General features: G+C 73.8%; 15 protein-coding genes and 1 tRNA gene. 6 read left to right on the forward strand and 10 right to left on the reverse strand.

The genetic code is table 11. From position 1 onward, the window contains the following. Positions 1-118: 118 nt before the first annotated feature. Positions 119-1,366 carry a polysaccharide deacetylase family protein gene (locus DB033_RS15025; RefSeq protein WP_157970713.1) on the reverse strand — a complete coding sequence of 416 codons (1,248 nt, stop codon included), beginning with the start codon at positions 1,364-1,366 and terminating at the stop codon, positions 119-121. A 271-nt stretch (positions 1,367-1,637) separates the two neighbouring features. Continuing rightward, positions 1,638-3,182, reverse strand: coding sequence for a bifunctional aspartate transaminase/aspartate 4-decarboxylase (locus tag DB033_RS15030; RefSeq protein ID WP_111767743.1), 1,545 nt, complete (start codon positions 3,180-3,182; stop codon positions 1,638-1,640). Between the two features lie 362 nt (positions 3,183-3,544). Here DB033_RS15030 and DB033_RS15035 point away from each other — a divergent pair, with 362 nt between their 5' ends. Continuing rightward, complete coding sequence (locus tag DB033_RS15035) at positions 3,545-4,462, forward strand: DUF5995 family protein (RefSeq protein WP_157970714.1); 918 nt, start codon at positions 3,545-3,547, stop codon at positions 4,460-4,462. After that, positions 4,459-6,591 (forward strand): putative bifunctional diguanylate cyclase/phosphodiesterase, encoded by a 2,133-nt coding sequence (locus DB033_RS15040; RefSeq protein ID WP_111767745.1) that lies wholly within the window; start codon positions 4,459-4,461, stop codon positions 6,589-6,591. Before DB033_RS15035 ends, DB033_RS15040 begins: the two co-directional genes overlap by 4 nt. A gap of 45 nt (positions 6,592-6,636) precedes the next feature. Here DB033_RS15040 and DB033_RS15045 read toward each other — a convergent pair. The 5 genes from DB033_RS15045 to glp all read right to left on the reverse strand — a co-directional run bounded on the left by DB033_RS15045 (position 6,637) and on the right by glp (position 10,749). Continuing rightward, positions 6,637-6,712 (reverse strand) — tRNA-Ala (locus DB033_RS15045). A gap of 100 nt (positions 6,713-6,812) precedes the next feature. Beyond that, positions 6,813-7,586: a 2-phosphosulfolactate phosphatase gene (locus DB033_RS15050; protein ID WP_205843924.1), complete on the reverse strand. Its 774-nt coding sequence runs from the start codon at positions 7,584-7,586 to the stop codon at positions 6,813-6,815. Positions 7,587-7,607: 21 nt separating this feature from the next. Continuing rightward, positions 7,608-8,696, reverse strand: coding sequence for a divisome protein SepX/GlpR (sepX, locus tag DB033_RS15055; RefSeq protein WP_111767747.1), 1,089 nt, complete (start codon positions 8,694-8,696; stop codon positions 7,608-7,610). A 168-nt stretch (positions 8,697-8,864) separates the two neighbouring features. Further along, positions 8,865-9,518, reverse strand: coding sequence for a GNAT family N-acetyltransferase (locus tag DB033_RS15060; protein ID WP_111767748.1), 654 nt, complete (start codon positions 9,516-9,518; stop codon positions 8,865-8,867). Positions 9,519-9,525: 7 nt separating this feature from the next. Further along, positions 9,526-10,749 (reverse strand): molybdotransferase-like divisome protein Glp, encoded by a 1,224-nt coding sequence (glp, locus tag DB033_RS15065; protein ID WP_111767749.1) that lies wholly within the window; start codon positions 10,747-10,749, stop codon positions 9,526-9,528. 199 nt (positions 10,750-10,948) lie between these two features. On the opposite strand from glp, the gene DB033_RS15070 reads away from it, so the two are divergent. The 4 genes from DB033_RS15070 (at position 10,949) to mscL (ending at position 13,775) form a co-directional block, all read left to right on the forward strand. After that, entirely contained in the window at positions 10,949-11,617 is a 669-nt protein-coding gene (locus DB033_RS15070) for a 5-formyltetrahydrofolate cyclo-ligase (RefSeq protein WP_157970715.1), read from the forward strand. A 152-nt stretch (positions 11,618-11,769) separates the two neighbouring features. Then, on the forward strand, positions 11,770-12,138 hold the full coding sequence (locus DB033_RS15075; protein ID WP_111767751.1) for an FmdB family zinc ribbon protein: 369 nt from the start codon (positions 11,770-11,772) through the stop codon (positions 12,136-12,138). Between the two features lie 548 nt (positions 12,139-12,686). Beyond that, positions 12,687-13,226: an SAF domain-containing protein gene (locus DB033_RS20765; RefSeq protein WP_157970716.1), complete on the forward strand. Its 540-nt coding sequence runs from the start codon at positions 12,687-12,689 to the stop codon at positions 13,224-13,226. A 123-nt stretch (positions 13,227-13,349) separates the two neighbouring features. Continuing rightward, positions 13,350-13,775, forward strand: a complete 426-nt coding sequence (gene mscL / locus DB033_RS15085; RefSeq protein ID WP_111767753.1) for a large conductance mechanosensitive channel protein MscL — start codon at positions 13,350-13,352, stop codon at positions 13,773-13,775. A 443-nt stretch (positions 13,776-14,218) separates the two neighbouring features. On the opposite strand, the gene DB033_RS15095 is transcribed toward mscL, so the two are convergent. The 3 genes from DB033_RS15095 to DB033_RS15105 all read right to left on the reverse strand — a co-directional run bounded on the left by DB033_RS15095 (position 14,219) and on the right by DB033_RS15105 (position 15,983). Continuing rightward, positions 14,219-14,482: a hypothetical protein gene (locus DB033_RS15095; protein WP_111767755.1), complete on the reverse strand. Its 264-nt coding sequence runs from the start codon at positions 14,480-14,482 to the stop codon at positions 14,219-14,221. Positions 14,483-14,525: 43 nt separating this feature from the next. Beyond that, a complete protein-coding gene (locus tag DB033_RS15100) occupies positions 14,526-15,026 on the reverse strand; it encodes a MogA/MoaB family molybdenum cofactor biosynthesis protein (protein WP_111767756.1) in 501 nt (166 codons plus the stop codon). 168 nt (positions 15,027-15,194) lie between these two features. Beyond that, positions 15,195-15,983 (reverse strand): alpha/beta fold hydrolase, encoded by a 789-nt coding sequence (locus tag DB033_RS15105; RefSeq protein ID WP_157970717.1) that lies wholly within the window; start codon positions 15,981-15,983, stop codon positions 15,195-15,197. Positions 15,984-16,047: the final 64 nt, after the last annotated feature.

The raw sequence follows: 16,047 nt of genomic DNA on the forward strand, positions 1-16,047 counted from the left end.
GGGGCGGTTCTCGTGTTTCCGGGGCCGTCGCCCGGGTCCCGGGTCGTCCACCGCCGGCATGGGACGCACCGCAGCCCCGGACCCTGTGGCCCCGGGCTGCCGGGCGGGTGACCCGGGCCTACCCGTCGGTCTTCGGCGCCTTGTCGGCGGTCGGGACCTGCTCCTGCAGATCGGCGATCTTCTGCGGATCCTGCGCCTCCATCCAGGCGATGACGTCCTGGTAGGTCGTGCAGATCGTCTCCGGCTGTCCGCAGGTCTCCTTCATGAACTGCTCGGCCGCCGGGTTGAACGAGTTGCCGTTCCAGTCGTTGAAGTGGTTGGCGATCAGGATGGGCGCCCGGTTGTCGTGGTAGGCCTGCTGGTACATGAAGCGGTAGGTGTCCAGCACGAGCTGGGTGAGCTGCGGCTGGGTCTCCGGCTGCTCCTGGGCCTCGTTGAACTTGTACCAGAAGTTGTAGTCCATGGCCTTGACCAGCGGTGAGTAGCCGGCGTCGGCGAACGCCTGGGAGTAGATGGTGGGGATCGGGAACTGCCAGATCCCGTTCTCCTTGGTCGGCCACGAGATGCCGGTGTACGGGCTCTCGCCCGAGGTGTCGTAGGTCATGCCGTGCGACTGCCAGGACGGGATCAACTGGTCGAACTGGCCGGCCAGGCACGGGGTGCGGCCGCCCTTGACCTCCTCGACCGGGATCTTGAGGTCGGGACCGTCGGTGATCCCGTTGACCGCCTTGTAGTCGGTGAACCAGCTCAGGAACTGGTCGAGCTCGCTGTTCCACTCCGCGGTCGACCAGTTGGCGCCCAGCTCGCAGAAGTGCCCGTTGTAGTGGGTGCCGACCTCGTTGCCCAGCGCGTAGAAGTTGTTCAGGTCGTCGACGCGCTGGATGACCTCGGCCCGGTCGCCGCCGAAGCCGATGGACGACGTACCGGGCGTGGTGCCGGGCGCGGCGTAGGCGTCGGCGTGGTCGTCGGTGAGCAGGTAGGTGCCCGACAGGAAGCCGGTGAAGCGGCTGTCGGTGGGAGCGGCCGCGGCGAGGAACTCCTGCATCTTGCTGTGGCTGCCGGCGCCGTCGAAGGAGAAGATGACGAACTGCGGGACCTTGGTGCCCTTGGGGATCTTGTCCATCGGGACGTTCGAGGGCTTCGGGGTGATCCAGCGGTCGTCGGTGATCTCGGCCTGCGGTACCGCCCCGTCCGGGAGCGGCGCCGCCGACGCCTCGTCCACGCTCTCCGCCTGCGGCGCGGGCGGCGGCGTGGTGCCGGACAGTCCGGTCGCCGACGTCGCGCTCGACGTCTGCGCGATCAGCACCCCGGTGACGACGGTCAGGATCACCGCGGCCACCAGGCCGGCCAGTCGTCCTCGGTTCACAGCTGCACCCTCCCGCGGCCGCCCGGCGTTCGGCGGGTGGTGTCGCCACCCGCGTCCGCGTCCAGAATCGCAGGTCAGCGCGCCCGTCCGGGGTGGACGCGCCGACCACGGCGGTGGCGGGCACCGGACGATCAGCCCAGGGCCTCGACCTCGGTGAGCACGGCGGCGCCAAGGGCCGCGGCGGCGGTGGGTGCGGGTCGCTAAGCCCAGGGCCTCGACCTCGGCGAGCACGTTGGCGCCAAGGGCCACGGCGGCGGTGGGCGCGGGTCGATCAGCCCAGGGCGTCGACCACGGCGAGCACGGCGGTACCGACGGCGGCGGCGTCCGCGGCGGTCAGCGAGGCCAGCGACAGCCGGAGGTCCCAGGGCGCCGCCCGGAAGCTGGACCCGGGTTGCACGATCACGCCGTGATCAGTGGCCAGTCTGAGCGCCACCGCCCCGGGGTCGACCTCGGCCTCCAACCGATCGGCGAAGGCGTCGCCCCGGCGGGCCCGGGCGACGGCCAGCACGTCGACGATCGCGTAGTACATGCTGTCGGTCCCCCCGGGCGGTGCCACGCCGAAGGCCCCCATCAGGGCGTCCATCCGCCGCGCCAGCTCCCGGCGGGTGGCCTGCACGTAGGCGTCCCCGCCCGGCATCAGGAAGGCGAGTTCGAAGAACGTCATCTGCACCTGGTCGGGGGTGGCCAGGCCGGCGATGTTGTGCAGCGCCACCTCGCGGCTGTCGGCCACGAGCCGACGCAGGAACGACAGGTTGTCCACGTCCGCGGTGACCGGGGCGTAGCGGATGCGCAGCGCGTCCTTGGTGTCGTCGGGCAGGGCGGCCAGCGCCTCGTCGGCGACGCTGTCCTCGTGCACGGCGAGGAACCCGACCCGGTTGCCGGTGCCGGCGAAGTTCTTGGAGAACGAGTGCAGCACGACGACGTTGCGCGGGAGCACCGCGGTGATGCCGCGGTAGCCCTCGACGAACGTCGAGTAGGCGGTGTCGACGACGATCAACAGGTCGGGCCGCCTGGTCTCGACGAGCTCACGGAGCTGCTCCAGACGCTCCGGACGCATCGCCCGGCTGTCGGGGTTGCCCGGGTTGATGACGAAGAAGACCTTGATCCGGGGGTCGAGGAGCTTCAGCAGCACCTCGTCGTCGAAGCGGTAGGACCGGTTGTGGGCGGCGTCGATGTCCACGACCGTGAAGCCGTACGACTGCAGCACCGGGATCTGCAGGTACGGGGTGAAGGTCGGGGTGGCGATGGCCACCGCATCCCCCGGGCCCACGATCCGGTTCTCCAGGAGGGTCTTGAACACGTAGGTCATCGCGGCGGCGCCGCCCTCCGTCGCGAACACCCGGAACCGGTGCGACGGGGCGACCGGCGAACCGGTGAAGGTCAGCAGGTACCGCTCGGCCACCTTCTCCAGGTGCGTCAGCATCGACGTCGGCGACGGATAGCCGAAGCCCAGGACGGCGCGCACCAACTCGTGCACCCAGGCGTCGGGCTCGAAGCCGAGTTGCTCGGCGGCGTAGCGGACGGCCTCGGCCAGGAACACCGCCCCGGTGCTGTCGTCGCCCGCCAGGTCGGCGGTGAGCCGGTCCGCGATCCCGGCGGCGGAGGGCATCTCCCCCCATTCCGGGCGGCCACCGGCGGCGGCGGCTTCGGCGACCGCGAACTGCCCGAGCCGGAAGAAGCCCGCCCGGGGAGCGACGGCCGTCCAGTTCGGCTGACCCCGACCGGCGTCGATGACGGGGTGACCGGAGGCGTGCGCCGCGGCGTTGACCCTCGCCTGCAGGGTGAACGGTGTCGCGCTCGCGGGGGTCGGGTCCATCGCACGTCCTCGGTGGTGCCGGCTGCGGCGCGGTGTGCCTCAGCGGTGGGCGGCGGCAGACGTCTGCACGGTCCGCGACGATGCGCCGACGCATCGTCAGATCGCAGTAAACCGCAGCCGGGACGCCGACGGAGGCGATCCGGGTCGCCTCCGCCGCGTCCACGGTCGGGGAACCGCCTCCGGGACGGCGGCGACCGCGTCCGGTTTGTTCACGCAGCGCTTGACCTCGGATGGACCATTGGAGCGACTGTGGTCACTACGGGTGTGTGTACAATCACAGCAGGTCAGGACGGGTTCACGGTTCCGTGCTGACCGCCGCTCGCGGGTCCACCTGTTTCGCTCATCAGTGCAGGAGTGTGGCCATGAGGTCTTCGGTGCTTCGCCGTGTGGCGACCGTCGCCGTCAGCCTGTCCGTCGCGATGTCGTCGTGGGCGGCGCCGTCCGCGGCCGCCGACGACCCGCTGTTCGTCGGCTGGGCGGAGTTGCTCCCCGCCCTGACGTACGAGTACCAGCCCACCAGTCTGGACGACTGCGTGGCCGGCCGGCTGCGGTGCGTCGACGCCACCATCCGGGCGATGGAGAAGCGGTACGCCCCCCTCGCCGCGTCGTGCAGCCACCAGGCGGTGTTCGCGCTGGCCTACCTGCGCACCACCGAGGCCTACCGGCGGTTCAGTGCCACCGACGGCAACCTGGCCGACCCGACCTTCGTCAACCACCAGGACGTGGCCTTCGCCCGGATGTACTTCGACGCCTACGACGCGTGGTCGGCCGGATCCCTGGAGCGGGTGCCGCCGGCCTGGCGCATCGCCTTCGACGCCGCCGGACGCGACGGGGTCAGCGGGCTCGGCAACCTGCTGCTGGGGATGAACGCCCACGTCAACCGCGACCTGCCGTTCGTCCTGGCCGCGATCGGCCTGACCCGGCCCGACGGCACCAGCCGCAAGAACGACCACGACCGGATCGACCGGATGCTCAACGGTGTGGTCCAGCCGCTGATCGACGAGACCGCCGCGACGCTGGACCCGCAGATCCCGGCGTTGAACACCCCGTGGGGCGTCGGGTACACCGCGCTGCTGCAGGCCATCGTCGGCTGGCGCGAGGTCGCGTGGCGCTTCGCCGAGCTGCTGGTGGCGGCCCCGACACCGCAGGCGCGCGAGCTGGTGGCCCAGCAGATCGAGACCTACGCCGCGGTCACCGCACGGACCATCGTCGTCGCGACGTCCTACCTGCCGCCGGCGACGAGCCCCGTCCGGCGCGACGCGTTCTGCGCCGGCCGGTGACGCTGAGCGGGTACCTGCGCGGGCGACCGCTGCCGTGGTGGGTGGCACCGGGCCGGCGGCCGGTGATCCGCGCCCGCCGTGACCTGACCCGGACCACGGTGGCGCTGGCCGTCGGCGCGGGACTGCTGGTCGGCTGCGGTGTACTGGCGGCCGGCGCGGACCCGACCGCGGGGGCGCTGGACCGCTGGCTAATCGTCGGTCTGACCGTCGCGGTCGTCGCGCTGTTCCTCAGCCGGGTCAACCGGCACCTGTACCAGCGCGCGGCGATGGCCGAGGCCGTCGCCCAGCTGGGGCAGCGCGCGCTGCGGGTGAGCGAGCCCGACGAGTTGCTGACCACGGCGCTGACGGTGGCCGTCGAGGCGCTGGGCACCGAGTACGGCACGGCGTTGCGGCGGTTGCCCGACGGCGGGCTGCGGGTGGCCGCCGAGCTCGGCCCGGACACCATCCAACCCGGGACGGTCATCCCACTGGCGGCGTCGGGCTCGTACGCGATGCACGTCGTCGAGTCGGCCGAACCGTTCGTCTCCCGCGACCTGCGGCGCGACCCTCGCATCACCCCGCCGGTGCCGCTGATCGCCCGGGGCATCGTCAGCGGCGTCGCGGTCCCGGTGCCGGGCGTGCACGGGGCGCTGGGGGTGCTGGCCGTGCACGCCACCCGCCGGCGCTGGTTCCCCGCCCACGAGGTGGCCCTGCTGCAGGCGATGGCCAACATCGTGGCCACCGCCTGGGAGCAGGTGGCCTTCCGCGAGCAGCTCAGTCACCAGGCGCTGCACGACCCGCTGACCGGCCTGGCCAACCGCGCGCTGCTGCTGGACCGTCTCGAGCAGGCGCTGTCGCGCCGGCCCAGCGGGCGCGCCGACGAACCCGGCATCGCCGTGGCCCTGATCGACCTGGACCGGTTCAAGAGTGTCAACGACGGTCTCGGGCACGCCGCCGGCGACGTGGTGCTGCAGACGGTCGGCCGGCGGTTGGCGGCCGCGGTGCGCCCGTCGGACACCCTCGCCCGGTTCGGCGGTGACGAGTTCGCGATGCTGTGCGAGCACGTGTCGGAGGAGCACGTCACCGACCTGACGTCGCGGATGGTGGAGGCCGCGACGATGCCGGTGGAGTTCGAGGGCACCGTGCTCACCGTCACCGCCAGCGTCGGGGTGACGCTGACCTCGCCGCGTCGGCACGGCGCCAACGCCGAGGACCTCCTCCGCGAGGCCGACATCGCGCTGTACCGGGCCAAGGACCACGGCGGCAACCGGATCGAGCTGTTCAACGAGCGCATGCAGGCGCAGGCACAGGCCCGGGTGAAGCTGGAGGCGGAACTCCGCACCGCGATCGACCGGGACCAGCTCTGCCTGCACTACCAGCCGATCCGCACCACCGCCGGTCAGCACCTGGTCAGCCTGGAGGCGCTCGTGCGCTGGCGGCATCCGGAGCGTGGACTGCTGCCGCCGGACGATTTCCTGCCGCTGGCCGAGCAGACCGGGCTGATCGTGCCGCTGGGCCGGTGGGTGCTCCAGGAGGCCTGCCGACAGACCGCCCGCTGGCAACGCGAGCTCGGCGGGCGCCCCGTGCGCATCGCGGTCAACGTCTCGCCGCGTCAGCTCGACGACCCGGAGCTGGCGGCGCTGGTGACCACCACGATCGCCGCCAGCGGGCTGGTCCCGGGGACGCTGACCCTGGAGATCACCGAGACCGCCCTGCTCGACGGCGGCGACGCGGCCCACGCCGCGTTGAACGCGCTGGTGACGGCCGGCGCGAGCCTGGTGCTGGACGACTTCGGCACCGGCTACTCGTCGCTGACCCACCTGGCGCGGTTCCCGATCCAGGCGCTGAAGATCGACCGGTCGTTCGTGGCCGGGCTGGACAGCGACTCGCGGGACGCGGTCATCGTGGCGGCGGTCATCGCGCTCGGGGCCGAGCTGGGGCTCAACGTCATCGCCGAGGGCGTGGAGAACGAGCGGCAGCTGGAGATGCTGCTGCAGATGGGCTGCCCCGCGGTGCAGGGCTACCTGCTGGACCGGCCGCTGCCGCAGCCGTCGTGGACGGCCCGGCTGCCGCTGCAGCGGCTGAGCGGACCGACCCCAGAGACGGATCAGGCCCCGTCTCGCGACGGGGCCCGTTCGGCGCTGCGGTGATGGTCGGTGCTGCGTGATTGTCGGTGCTGTGGTGATGGTGGTGCGTGGTGGAGCTGCGGGGAATCGAACCCCGGACCTCTTCGATGCGAACGAAGCGCGCTACCAACTGCGCTACAGCCCCGCGCACGGTTCCCCGTGAGCATCGAAAGACTACCAGCCGCCGAGGGGCGGTCGTGCACACCGCGGGGTGCCCACCGGTTCACCGCCACCCGGCGCGTCCCTCAGGCGGCGGTGAACGCCTCGCCGCGCAGGATCGGCACGACCGAGGAGGCGCCGAGCTCGGCGGCCACCGCGATCTCGGCGCCGAAGCCGTCGGCGGTCAGCTCACGGCCGGAGGCGCACGCCTGCAGGGCGAGCCCGATGCGGCCGCGCACGTCGCGGTAGGTGGCGACCGCGGCGTCGGCCTCGGGTGAGGAGGTCCGGATGCCCGACGACTGCAGTTCGGCGATGACCGCGCCGGCGCCCCACATGTCCTCCACGGACGGCCGCAGCAGGTCACCCGGCCACCGCTCCCCCGACGCGATCACCGCGACCGGACGGCCCTGCCCGGATCGGACGATCCAGCGGGCCACGGCGGCGGCGTTGCGCAGGCACGCACCGATGACGACCGCGCCGCGGTCGGCCATGCTGCGGGCGATGGCCGAGCCGTTCGGCGACGGCAGGACGAGACGGCGGGCCCGGTCGAGCGGGCCGTCGGGGGCGGCGGCGGCGCGCACCGACAGCGGGGAGAGGCTCACGCCGGTGGCCCCGGCCTCGCTGCGGCCCACGGCGAGCACGGCCTGCCGAGAGGCGGCGAAGGCGGCGGCCGAGGCGTCGCGGACCCGGTAGGGGAAGACCTCGACACCGTGGTCGACGGCGACGGACAGCGTCGTGGTGAACGACAGGACATCGACGACGACGACGATCCCGGCGCCAGCGGCCGTGGCGGCCGCGCCCTCAGCGCCCCAGTCGAAGCGGATGGTCGCGTCGGCCTGCTGATAGACCCCGGCACCCACGCCCGTCATCGTCAACGGACGTCACTGCCCGACGGCGCGGCGGTACTCCATCGGCTCGTAGTACTCCAGGTCGTCGAAGCCGGGATCGTCGTCGTCCAGGTCCAGGACGACCCGGTTCGACCGGTGACGGACCGGACCGGCGGCGTCCCGGGGGCCCGGCGCGCGGCGGGCGTACGGGTCGGCGAAGCCGTCGAGGTCGGCGGCGTGCTCGGGGCGGATCTGGCGGGCGCGCTGAAGCTTGGCGAGCCGGCGCGCCCGGATGTCGGCCTCGATGCGGACCTGGCGGCGCAGGTAGGTCAGGAACAGCACCAGCAGCAGCGCGGAGATCCCGGCACCGATCCACAACGTGCCCGAGACCAGGATCGCGGCCAGCGCGAACCCGACGATCAGCAGGGTCAGCACGAGGACGGCGCGGCGGCGGCGGGCGAACTTCCAGGCGCGGGCGCGCTCGGCCGCTTCCGGGTCGTACAGACCGCGGCCGGGGCGGCGCGGGATCGGCCGGACGTTGTCCGGCTCCGGCTCCGCGTCGGCGGACCGGGAGTCGGTGGCGTCGGCGTCGGCCGGGGCGTCGGTGCGGGTGGAGGCGCGCCACGCCTGGTACTGGCGGCGCAGCTCGGCCTCGTCGTGCTCGTCGTAGGCGGCGGCCTCCTCGCGGGCGTCCTCGTCGTCGAGGTGGGCGGGGGCGTCGTCGGCGCGGCCGTCGAACTCGGCGACGTCGGTGCCGTCGTCATCTGCGCCGTCACGGTCGGCCGTGTCCCGGGCCGCGTCGAACGGATGACTGCCGTGGGGCTCGGGAGCCGCTCCGGCCGCCGCCACCGGCTCGAGCACGACGGTGTCGTCGTCGGCGCGGGCGCTGTCGTTCACCTGCTGGCTGGACATCTGATCCTCACTCCGGACGGTTCTGGTCGGGCTCTGGGCGGTGCGTCGGGAGACGGCGGGGAACCGGCGGCCGGGCCGGCGCCCGCCGGCGGGGACACGGCTGAGGACCCGGAAGCCGCTGCCCTCCACGGTCTCCTTGACGTGGCCGCGGCGACGCGACCACGAGGGGACCAGCAGGACGATCCAGGCGACGGCGAGCGCCACCAGCAGCAACGACTGCGGAACCGTCATACCCATCCTCCTGGCACTGCCGAGTTGGTCGCGCCCGCAGTCCGCGCCGTGTACGGCGCGCAGCCTCGAACCAACCCTTCTGCGCTGTCACGCTAGCCACCCGGGTCCCACCCGTTCGGGAGGACACGCGGTCGGGAGGCGGCCGCCCGGTCACAGGGCGGGCCGGCCCTACGGACGTGCGAATCCGTCCGCCGACCAGGAGCGCAGCAGACCCGCGGCGCCGCCGGTTGCCTCCTCGGCGGTGAGCGCCCAGAGCTGGTGGTCGCGCCAACCGCCGTCGATGTCCAGATAGCGCTGCAGCAGGCCCTCCTGACGGAAGCCGAGGTGCGCCAGCACCCGCTGGCTGGCGTGGTTGGCCGGCGACACCGTCGCCTCCACCCGGTGCAGCGCACCCTCGGTGAGGGCGTGCGCGACGACCTGGGCGACGGCCACCGTGGCGACCCCTCGACCGGCGAACTCCGAGCCGATCCAGTAGCCGACCCAGCCGCTGTGCAGCGGGAAGCGTTGGATGCCGCCGATGGTGACCTGACCGGCGAACCGGCCGCCGACGGTCACCGCGAACGGCAGCGCGGTGCCCAGCCGCGCGGCCTGCCGCAGCATCGCCCGATGGTCCATCCACGCGGGCCGGGTGTGCCTGGCCACCCAGGTCAGGCTCGAACTCGGGTCCCAGGGCCGGATGAGGGCCTCGTCCCGGATACGCATCCGCCGCCAGTCCACGCCGTCGGCGGCCCGCAGCGGGCGCAGTTCGACAGGCCCCAGGGCCGACGGCACGGGGCCGAGCCGGCCCGGCCAACCCGGCGTGCTCGGGGCGAACCAGCTCACGGCCGGATCAGGCCCGTTGGGCCAGGAACGAGACCGCCACCTCGGAGCCGACGTTGACGTCGGTGGCCTGTTCGTCGATCAGCACCAGGCAGTTGGCCTCGGCCAGCGACGCGAGCAGGTGGGTGCTGTGGCCCCCCAGGATGTGCACCAGGTAGTCGTTCTCGTCGTCGCGCATCAGCTGCCCCCGCAGGAACGACCGCCGCCCGAACGGCGACGTGATCGGCTCCAGCGTGCGCGCCGAGACGGTGCGCCGGTAGGGGTTGCTGCGGCCCAGCATCACCCGCAGCGCCGGCCGCACGATGACCTCGAAGACGACCAGCGCGCTGACCGGGTTCGCGGGCAGCAGGAACGTCGGTACCCGGTCGGGCCCGAGCAGACCGAAGCCCTGGGCCGAGCCGGGCTGCATGGCGACCCGGGTGAGGTCGAGCTGGCCGAGGTCGGCCAGCGCTTCGGCGACGACCGCGCCCGACGACCCGCCGGCCGCGCCGGCGATGATGACGGCCTCGCTGACCAGCAGCCGCGCCTCCACCATTTCGCGCAGTCGGCGCAGGTCGCGGGGGCCGATGCCGATGCGGTTGACGTCGGCGCCGGCGTCACGGGCGGCGGCGGCCAGCGCGAAGGAGTTCACGTCGTAGACCTGACCGGGACCGGGGGTCCGCGCGACGTCGACGAGCTCCTCGCCCACGGAGATGATGGACAACCGCGGCCGCGGGTGCACCAGCACCTTGTCGCGGCCGACGGCGGCCAGCAGACCGACCTGCGCCGCGCCGATGAACGCACCGGAGCGGACCGCGACGTCCCCCGGTTGGACGTCCTCGCCGATGCGGCGCACGTAGCTGCCCGAGGGCACTGCCGCGGAGAACGCGACCCGGGCGGCGTGCCCGTCGGTCTCGTACCGCGGCACCACGGTGTCGGCGATGATGGGCAGCGGCGCGCCGGTGGCGACGTAGACGGCCTGGCCGGGCTGCAGCCGGTGCGCGGTGCGGGCACCGGCGGTGATCTCACCGACCACGGGCAGCTCCACCGGGGTCGCGTCGGAGGCCTGGGCGATGTCGACGTACCGGACGGCGTAGCCGTCGACGGCGGCCTGGTCGAAGGCCGGCAGCGCCGACTGGGCCACCACCTCCTCCGCGCACAGCAGCCCCTGCGCCTCGGAGATCGCGGTACGGACCGGGGACGGTGTGACCGCGGACCGGAGCACCAGGTCGAGCTGTTCGCTCACCGATCGCATCAGACGGCCCCGCCCCGCCGACCGGACCGGCCGGTCCGGCGTCGACCTCCGGACACCGGACGGGCTGAGCTCAGAGTGGTCATGACTGCCCAACCTATAGCGCGGCGGCACCTGTACGCGGCACCGCGGGCCGGTGACGTGCGCGTCCGGTGCCCACGCCGCCTTCCCGGCGGAGCCCGCGATGGGTGAAGGTGGCCGGATGACCCGGTCACCTCGCTCCTCCCCCGACGCCCCGGACGACCCGTCGGTCACCGCCGCGAAACAGCAGCTTCGCCGCCGGCTGCTCGACCGCCGGCGACACCGCACGCCCGAGCACCGCGCAGCGGTGGGCAGGGCGAACGCCGACCACCTGTTCGCCGCGGCGTCCCCGGGCACCACGGTGTGCGGCTTCCTGCCCCTGCCGTCCGAGCCGCTCGACGGCCGGCTGCTCGACCGGTTGACCGGAGCGGGGGTCACGGTGCTGGTGCCGGTCGTCACCGGCGCGGCCCCCCTGGACTGGAGCGACTGGTCGGCCGCCCGCCGGGCCGCCGGGTCCGGGGAACTGCCACGCCGCGCAGGCCCGGTGGGGATCGACGAGCTGGACGCCCCGCGGCTGGGCCCGGGCGCGGTCGCCTCGGCCGATCTCGTGCTCGTGCCGGCGCTGGCGGTCGACCCGGCCGGTCACCGGCTGGGCCGTGGGGGCGGGCACTACGACCGCACCTTGGCGCTGCTGGGCACCCTGACGCGTCGACGGCCGCCGCTGGTCGCGGTGCTGGACGACGACGAGGTGCTCGACACCGTGCCGCACGACCACCTCGACGTGCCGGTGTCACTGCTGGTCACCCCCCGGGGTGGACTGCGCGTTCCGGGGGCGTCGCGGGCGGGGTGAGCAGGACCGCACCCGACGGTGTTTGCGTGCCGGGCGTCGCCCATGGATCATCGAACTGGCACTCCGACCGGTCGAGTGCCAACCGGATGCCCGGGGCGGTCGTTCGCCCATCGGCCACCCACCGGGATGCGCAGTCAGCGGAGGAACCCTCGATGCCCACCTATCAGTACGCCTGCACCGAATGCGGGCACCAGTTCGAGGAATTCCAGTCGTTCAGCGACGCCGCCCTCACCGACTGCCCGGTCTGCGGCGGGCGCCTGCGCAAGGTCTACGGATCCGTCGGCGTGGTCTTCAAGGGCTCCGGCTTCTACCGGACGGACTCCCGCAACGGCGACGGCAAGGTCGCGAAGAGCGCCGATCCCGCCGCCCCCAAGAGCAGCCCGGAGAAGTCCTCGTCCGGTGACGGCGGCAGCAGCAAGCCGGCCCCGGCGACCACCTCGAACGGCAGCTCGACTCCCGCGAGCTCCTCGACGTCGTCCGCCAGCAGCACGGCGTCGGGTTCGGGTAGCACCGGCTCCTGACGACGGCGGGCCGGCGCCGGCCCGCCGAAGCGCGGCCGGACGTTCGTCGGTCGCCCGCACCCGTCGGTCCTCCGGCACCGTCGCGGCCCGTCGGACCTCCGACACGCCGCTACGAGCCGCCGGAGGCGTGATCGGCGGTCCCCAGTTGCACCCCATCGTGGGGTTGTCCCCTCCGGCACCGTCCGTCGACGGCCGACCGTCCGTGCGCTCCCTAGCGTCCTGGGTGTCGAGGACGGGGACCAGACATGCGCATCAGCGACAGTGCTGTACAGCCGAGCCGCCACCGGGCCGGGCGGGGCACCGCGCGCCGCGCGGCCGACGCACCGACCGGCGCGCCGCGTCGGCGGCCGGGCGGGGCGGTCCGCGCCGAACCGATCGACCGCGACTCGCAGATCGATCGCACGGGCGGGTGCGACCGCGCCGGCGGCGCTGTGACGGCGGCCGCCGAGGCGCGGCGGCGGTCCGTACGGGCACTCACCCCACGCTGGCGCCGCGAGCGCTGGACCGGGCGGGCCGGCGGTCGGCGTTACCGGGCGGCGCGGCGGGCGGTGGCGGTCCTGCTCCTGGTGCTGGCCGGGTTGTCGGCCGCGCGGGGCAGCGCGGCCGAGCCGGGGGTCGAGGCCCTCGCCCTGACCCGCGATCTGAAGGTCGGGGCGGTCCTCACCGCGACGGACGTCGCGGTCACCCGTGTCGTGTCGCCACCCGACGGTGCGCTGGCCGACCCCGCTGACGTCGACGGCCGACGCCTGACCTCGGCCGCGCGGCGTGGCGAGGTCCTCACCGATCGCCGGCTGGTCGACACCCCCGGGCCCGAGCCCGGGCCGGGACGCGCGGCGGTGGCGGTCCGGCCCGCCGACCCTGCGGTCCTGCAACTCCTGCAGGCCGGGAGCGCGGTCGTCGTCGTCGGGATCGACAGCGCCGGCGCGGTGCAGCCACTGACGTCGGACGCGTTGGTGCTGGCGGTGCTGGTCGCGGGGAGCGGCTCGGGTGACCGGTCGCAGCCGGTGCTGCTGTCCGTCCCCGAGGCCGAGGCCGACCGTCTCGCCGCCGCCGCACTGACCGGTGACGTCGCCCTGCGTCTGCGGTGACCGGCCCGGACCGGGCGCACGCCGTGCAGGCGTTTCACCCGGCCGGCGGACCGGCGGATACGCTCCGTCCGTCAGTTGCGCGGTGTTGCGCGCCACCCCCTCCCCCGACCCCGAGGAGAACCCGTGCTCAAAGGCTTCAAGGACTTCCTGTTCCGCGGGAACATCGTCGAACTGGCGATCGCCGTGGTCATCGGCGGTGCCTTCACCGCCCTCGTCGGCAGCTTCACCACCGCGATCATCCAGCCCATCCTGGCCAGCATCGGCGGCGTGAACGCCGACGGGCTCGGCTTCAACATCCTCGGGTCGGACGGCCCCGCGACGTCCTTCGTCAACATCGGCGCGGTCATCACCGCCGCGATCACCTTCCTGATCACCGCGGCCGTCGTCTACTTCATCTTCATCGTGCCGATGAACACGATCACCGAGCGCCGCAAGAAGGGAATGAAGCCCGTTGACGCCGCACCCACCGACAACGAGCTGCTGCTGCAGATCCGCGACCTGCTCAAGGCGCAGAACGACGGGAAGGCCACCGACAACCCGCTGATCTGAGGCACTCGACCCGGACGTCCCGGGTGGGCCGTCCCGGTGTCGGCCGTGCGATCCGGGGCGGTCCCGGTGTGGGCCGGCCCGGTGACGGCCGTGCGGTCCGGGGCGGTCCCGGTGTGGGCCAGCCCGAGTCGAGAGCGTCCGTGCCGTCCCGCACCGCCCGCTGTCGATGGCTACGGAAGGCGCTCAGCCGCCGTGGTGCGGCGGCCGGTCGTCCAGGACCAGGCGTCCGCACCGCCTGCTGCCCGAGGCCGCGGACGGCGACCAGCCGCCGGGGTGCGGCGGCCGATCTCCAGAAACCAAGGGCGTCCACGCCGTCCACCACCGCCGCTGTCGGTGGCTGCGGGCGGCGGAGCGCTCAACCGCCGTGCTGCGACGGCCGGTCCTCCAGGACCAGGCGTCCGTGCCGTCCCGCACCGCCCGCTGTCGGTGGCTACGGAAGGCGCTCAGCCGCCGTGGTGCGGCGGCCGGTTCTCCAGGTACCAGGCCTCCGCCGGGTCCCGACCCGACGGCACCTCGGGGTCGGGCAGGTCGTCCCGGGTGCTCACCGGATCGGTGCCGAAGATGCGGTCCAGCTCGGCCCGGCTGCGCACCGGGGTCGAACCGGCGGGCGGGGGTGCGGTGGTGCTCCCGGTCGGTGTGGCGCCCGGATCGGCCGGCGGCTCGGGCGGGCCGTCGGCCGGGACGACCGACCGGTCGGGCGTCACCATGCGCCCGTCGACGCCGCCGCGGCCACGCTGCCCCGCATCCGGCTCAGAGCTCTTCGAGGTCCGACAGCTCGCCGATGAGGTAGGCGGCCAGCGGGGTGAGGGTCGCGAGGGCATCGCGGATGGCCTGCCGTGAGCCCGGGATGTTGGCGACCAGCGTCGAACCCGACACCCCGACGAGCCCGCGGGAGATCACCGCCTCCATGACACCGGCGGTCATCCCCGACCAGCGCAGGGCCTGGCTGACCCCCAGCAGCTCGCGGTCCAGGATCTCCGCGGTCACGTCCGGGACGACGTCGCGCGGCGACACCCCGGTGCCGCCGACGGTGATGACCAGGTCGACGCCGCCGATGACGGCCGTGTTCAGCGCGTTGCGGATGACCGGTTCGTCGGAGGGCACCGTGACGCTGCCGTCGACCACGAACCCGGCCTCCACCAGCAGCTCGGTGACCAGCGCACCGGTGCCGTCGTCCTCGGCCTCGTGAAGGTGCCGATCCGCCACCAGGACGATCAGTGCACGTCCGGAGCGGTCGTTGATTGCGGGCACTCGGCAAACCTTTCCTCGTCCGGTTCGCGGTCGCCGCTCACCGGTCCACACCCCCGTCGCGCTGGTGCGCCGACAGGCATTCGAGCCTAGTCGTCGGCGACGGAGCGGGTACGCCCGGACGCGGTGCGCAGCCGGTCGGGCCGAACCCCGCCGGTGACCGGGGCGGGCTCAGCCCAGGAACGCCACCGCCGCGGAGCGGAACACCCCGGACGGCACCGCCGACACGTGGGTTCGACCCGGCAGCCCGACGAACGTCGCCGCGGGCAGTCCCGCCGTCCAGGCCCGGGCCGGGTCGTGCAGCGGGTCGTCGGTGCCCACCGCCACCAGCGTCGGGACCGCCGGGTCGGGTGCGCGACGGACGGCGGCCGGGTCGGTGTGGAGTCCGCGGACGAGCGCGGCCAGCGCGCGCTCGTCGTTGCCCGGCAGCGCGGCGATGGTCCGGGCGATCCGCGCCGTCTCGGCGTGCGCCGGCACCGGCCCGCCCCCCAGCGCCCGATCGACCAGGTCCGGGTCGAAGCCCTGGAGCAACGGCTGACCGGCACTGCCGCCGAGCACCAGTCGCCGCACCGGCGCGGGCATCCCCGGGGTGGCCAGGTACTCGAGCAGCACCCGCGAGCCCAGCGAGTAGCCGATCGCGTCGACCGGACGGCCGGCCCCCACCGTCGACGCCACGACCGCGGCGAGGTCGCCCACCAGCAGCGGCAGCCGGTAGGCGGCCGGATCGTGGGGCGCACCGCTCCCGCCGTGACCCCGCTGGTCGAGGCGGATCAGCGGCCGGCCCGTCGCGCGCAGCGAGCGCAGCCAGCCGGCCTGCTCCCAGTTCACGAACGCATCCGACCCCAGCCCGTGGACCAGCACCACCGGGACGGCGTCCGCCGCTCCGGGGGTCACGTACACCCGGACCGGGGTGCCGTCAGGTCCGGTGACGTCGGTCGGCGACGGGGGTGCGGTGGACATCCGCCCCATGCTCCCCCATCAGCGGCGACGGCGGCGGACGACACCACACCCAGTAAGGTCCGTC

The organism is Nakamurella deserti (assembly GCF_003260015.1).
GTDB classification, from domain to species: Bacteria; Actinomycetota; Actinomycetes; order Mycobacteriales; family Nakamurellaceae; genus Nakamurella; species Nakamurella deserti.

Bases quoted from the DNA above. Each gene is read 5' to 3' on its own strand.
- DB033_RS15030 (WP_111767743.1), bottom strand. From the start codon at position 3,182: ATGGACCCGACCCCCGCGAGCGCGACACCGTTCACCCTGCAGGCGAGG.
- DB033_RS15035 (WP_157970714.1), top strand. From the start codon at position 3,545: ATGAGGTCTTCGGTGCTTCGCCGTGTGGCGACCGTCGCCGTCAGCCTG.
- sepX (WP_111767747.1), bottom strand. From the start codon at position 8,696: ATGACGGTTCCGCAGTCGTTGCTGCTGGTGGCGCTCGCCGTCGCCTGG.
- glp (WP_111767749.1), bottom strand. From the start codon at position 10,749: ATGCGATCGGTGAGCGAACAGCTCGACCTGGTGCTCCGGTCCGCGGTC.
- DB033_RS15070 (WP_157970715.1), top strand. From the start codon at position 10,949: ATGACCCGGTCACCTCGCTCCTCCCCCGACGCCCCGGACGACCCGTCG.
- DB033_RS15075 (WP_111767751.1), top strand. From the start codon at position 11,770: ATGCCCACCTATCAGTACGCCTGCACCGAATGCGGGCACCAGTTCGAG.
- DB033_RS15095 (WP_111767755.1), bottom strand. From the start codon at position 14,482: ATGGTGACGCCCGACCGGTCGGTCGTCCCGGCCGACGGCCCGCCCGAG.
- DB033_RS15105 (WP_157970717.1), bottom strand. From the start codon at position 15,983: ATGTCCACCGCACCCCCGTCGCCGACCGACGTCACCGGACCTGACGGC.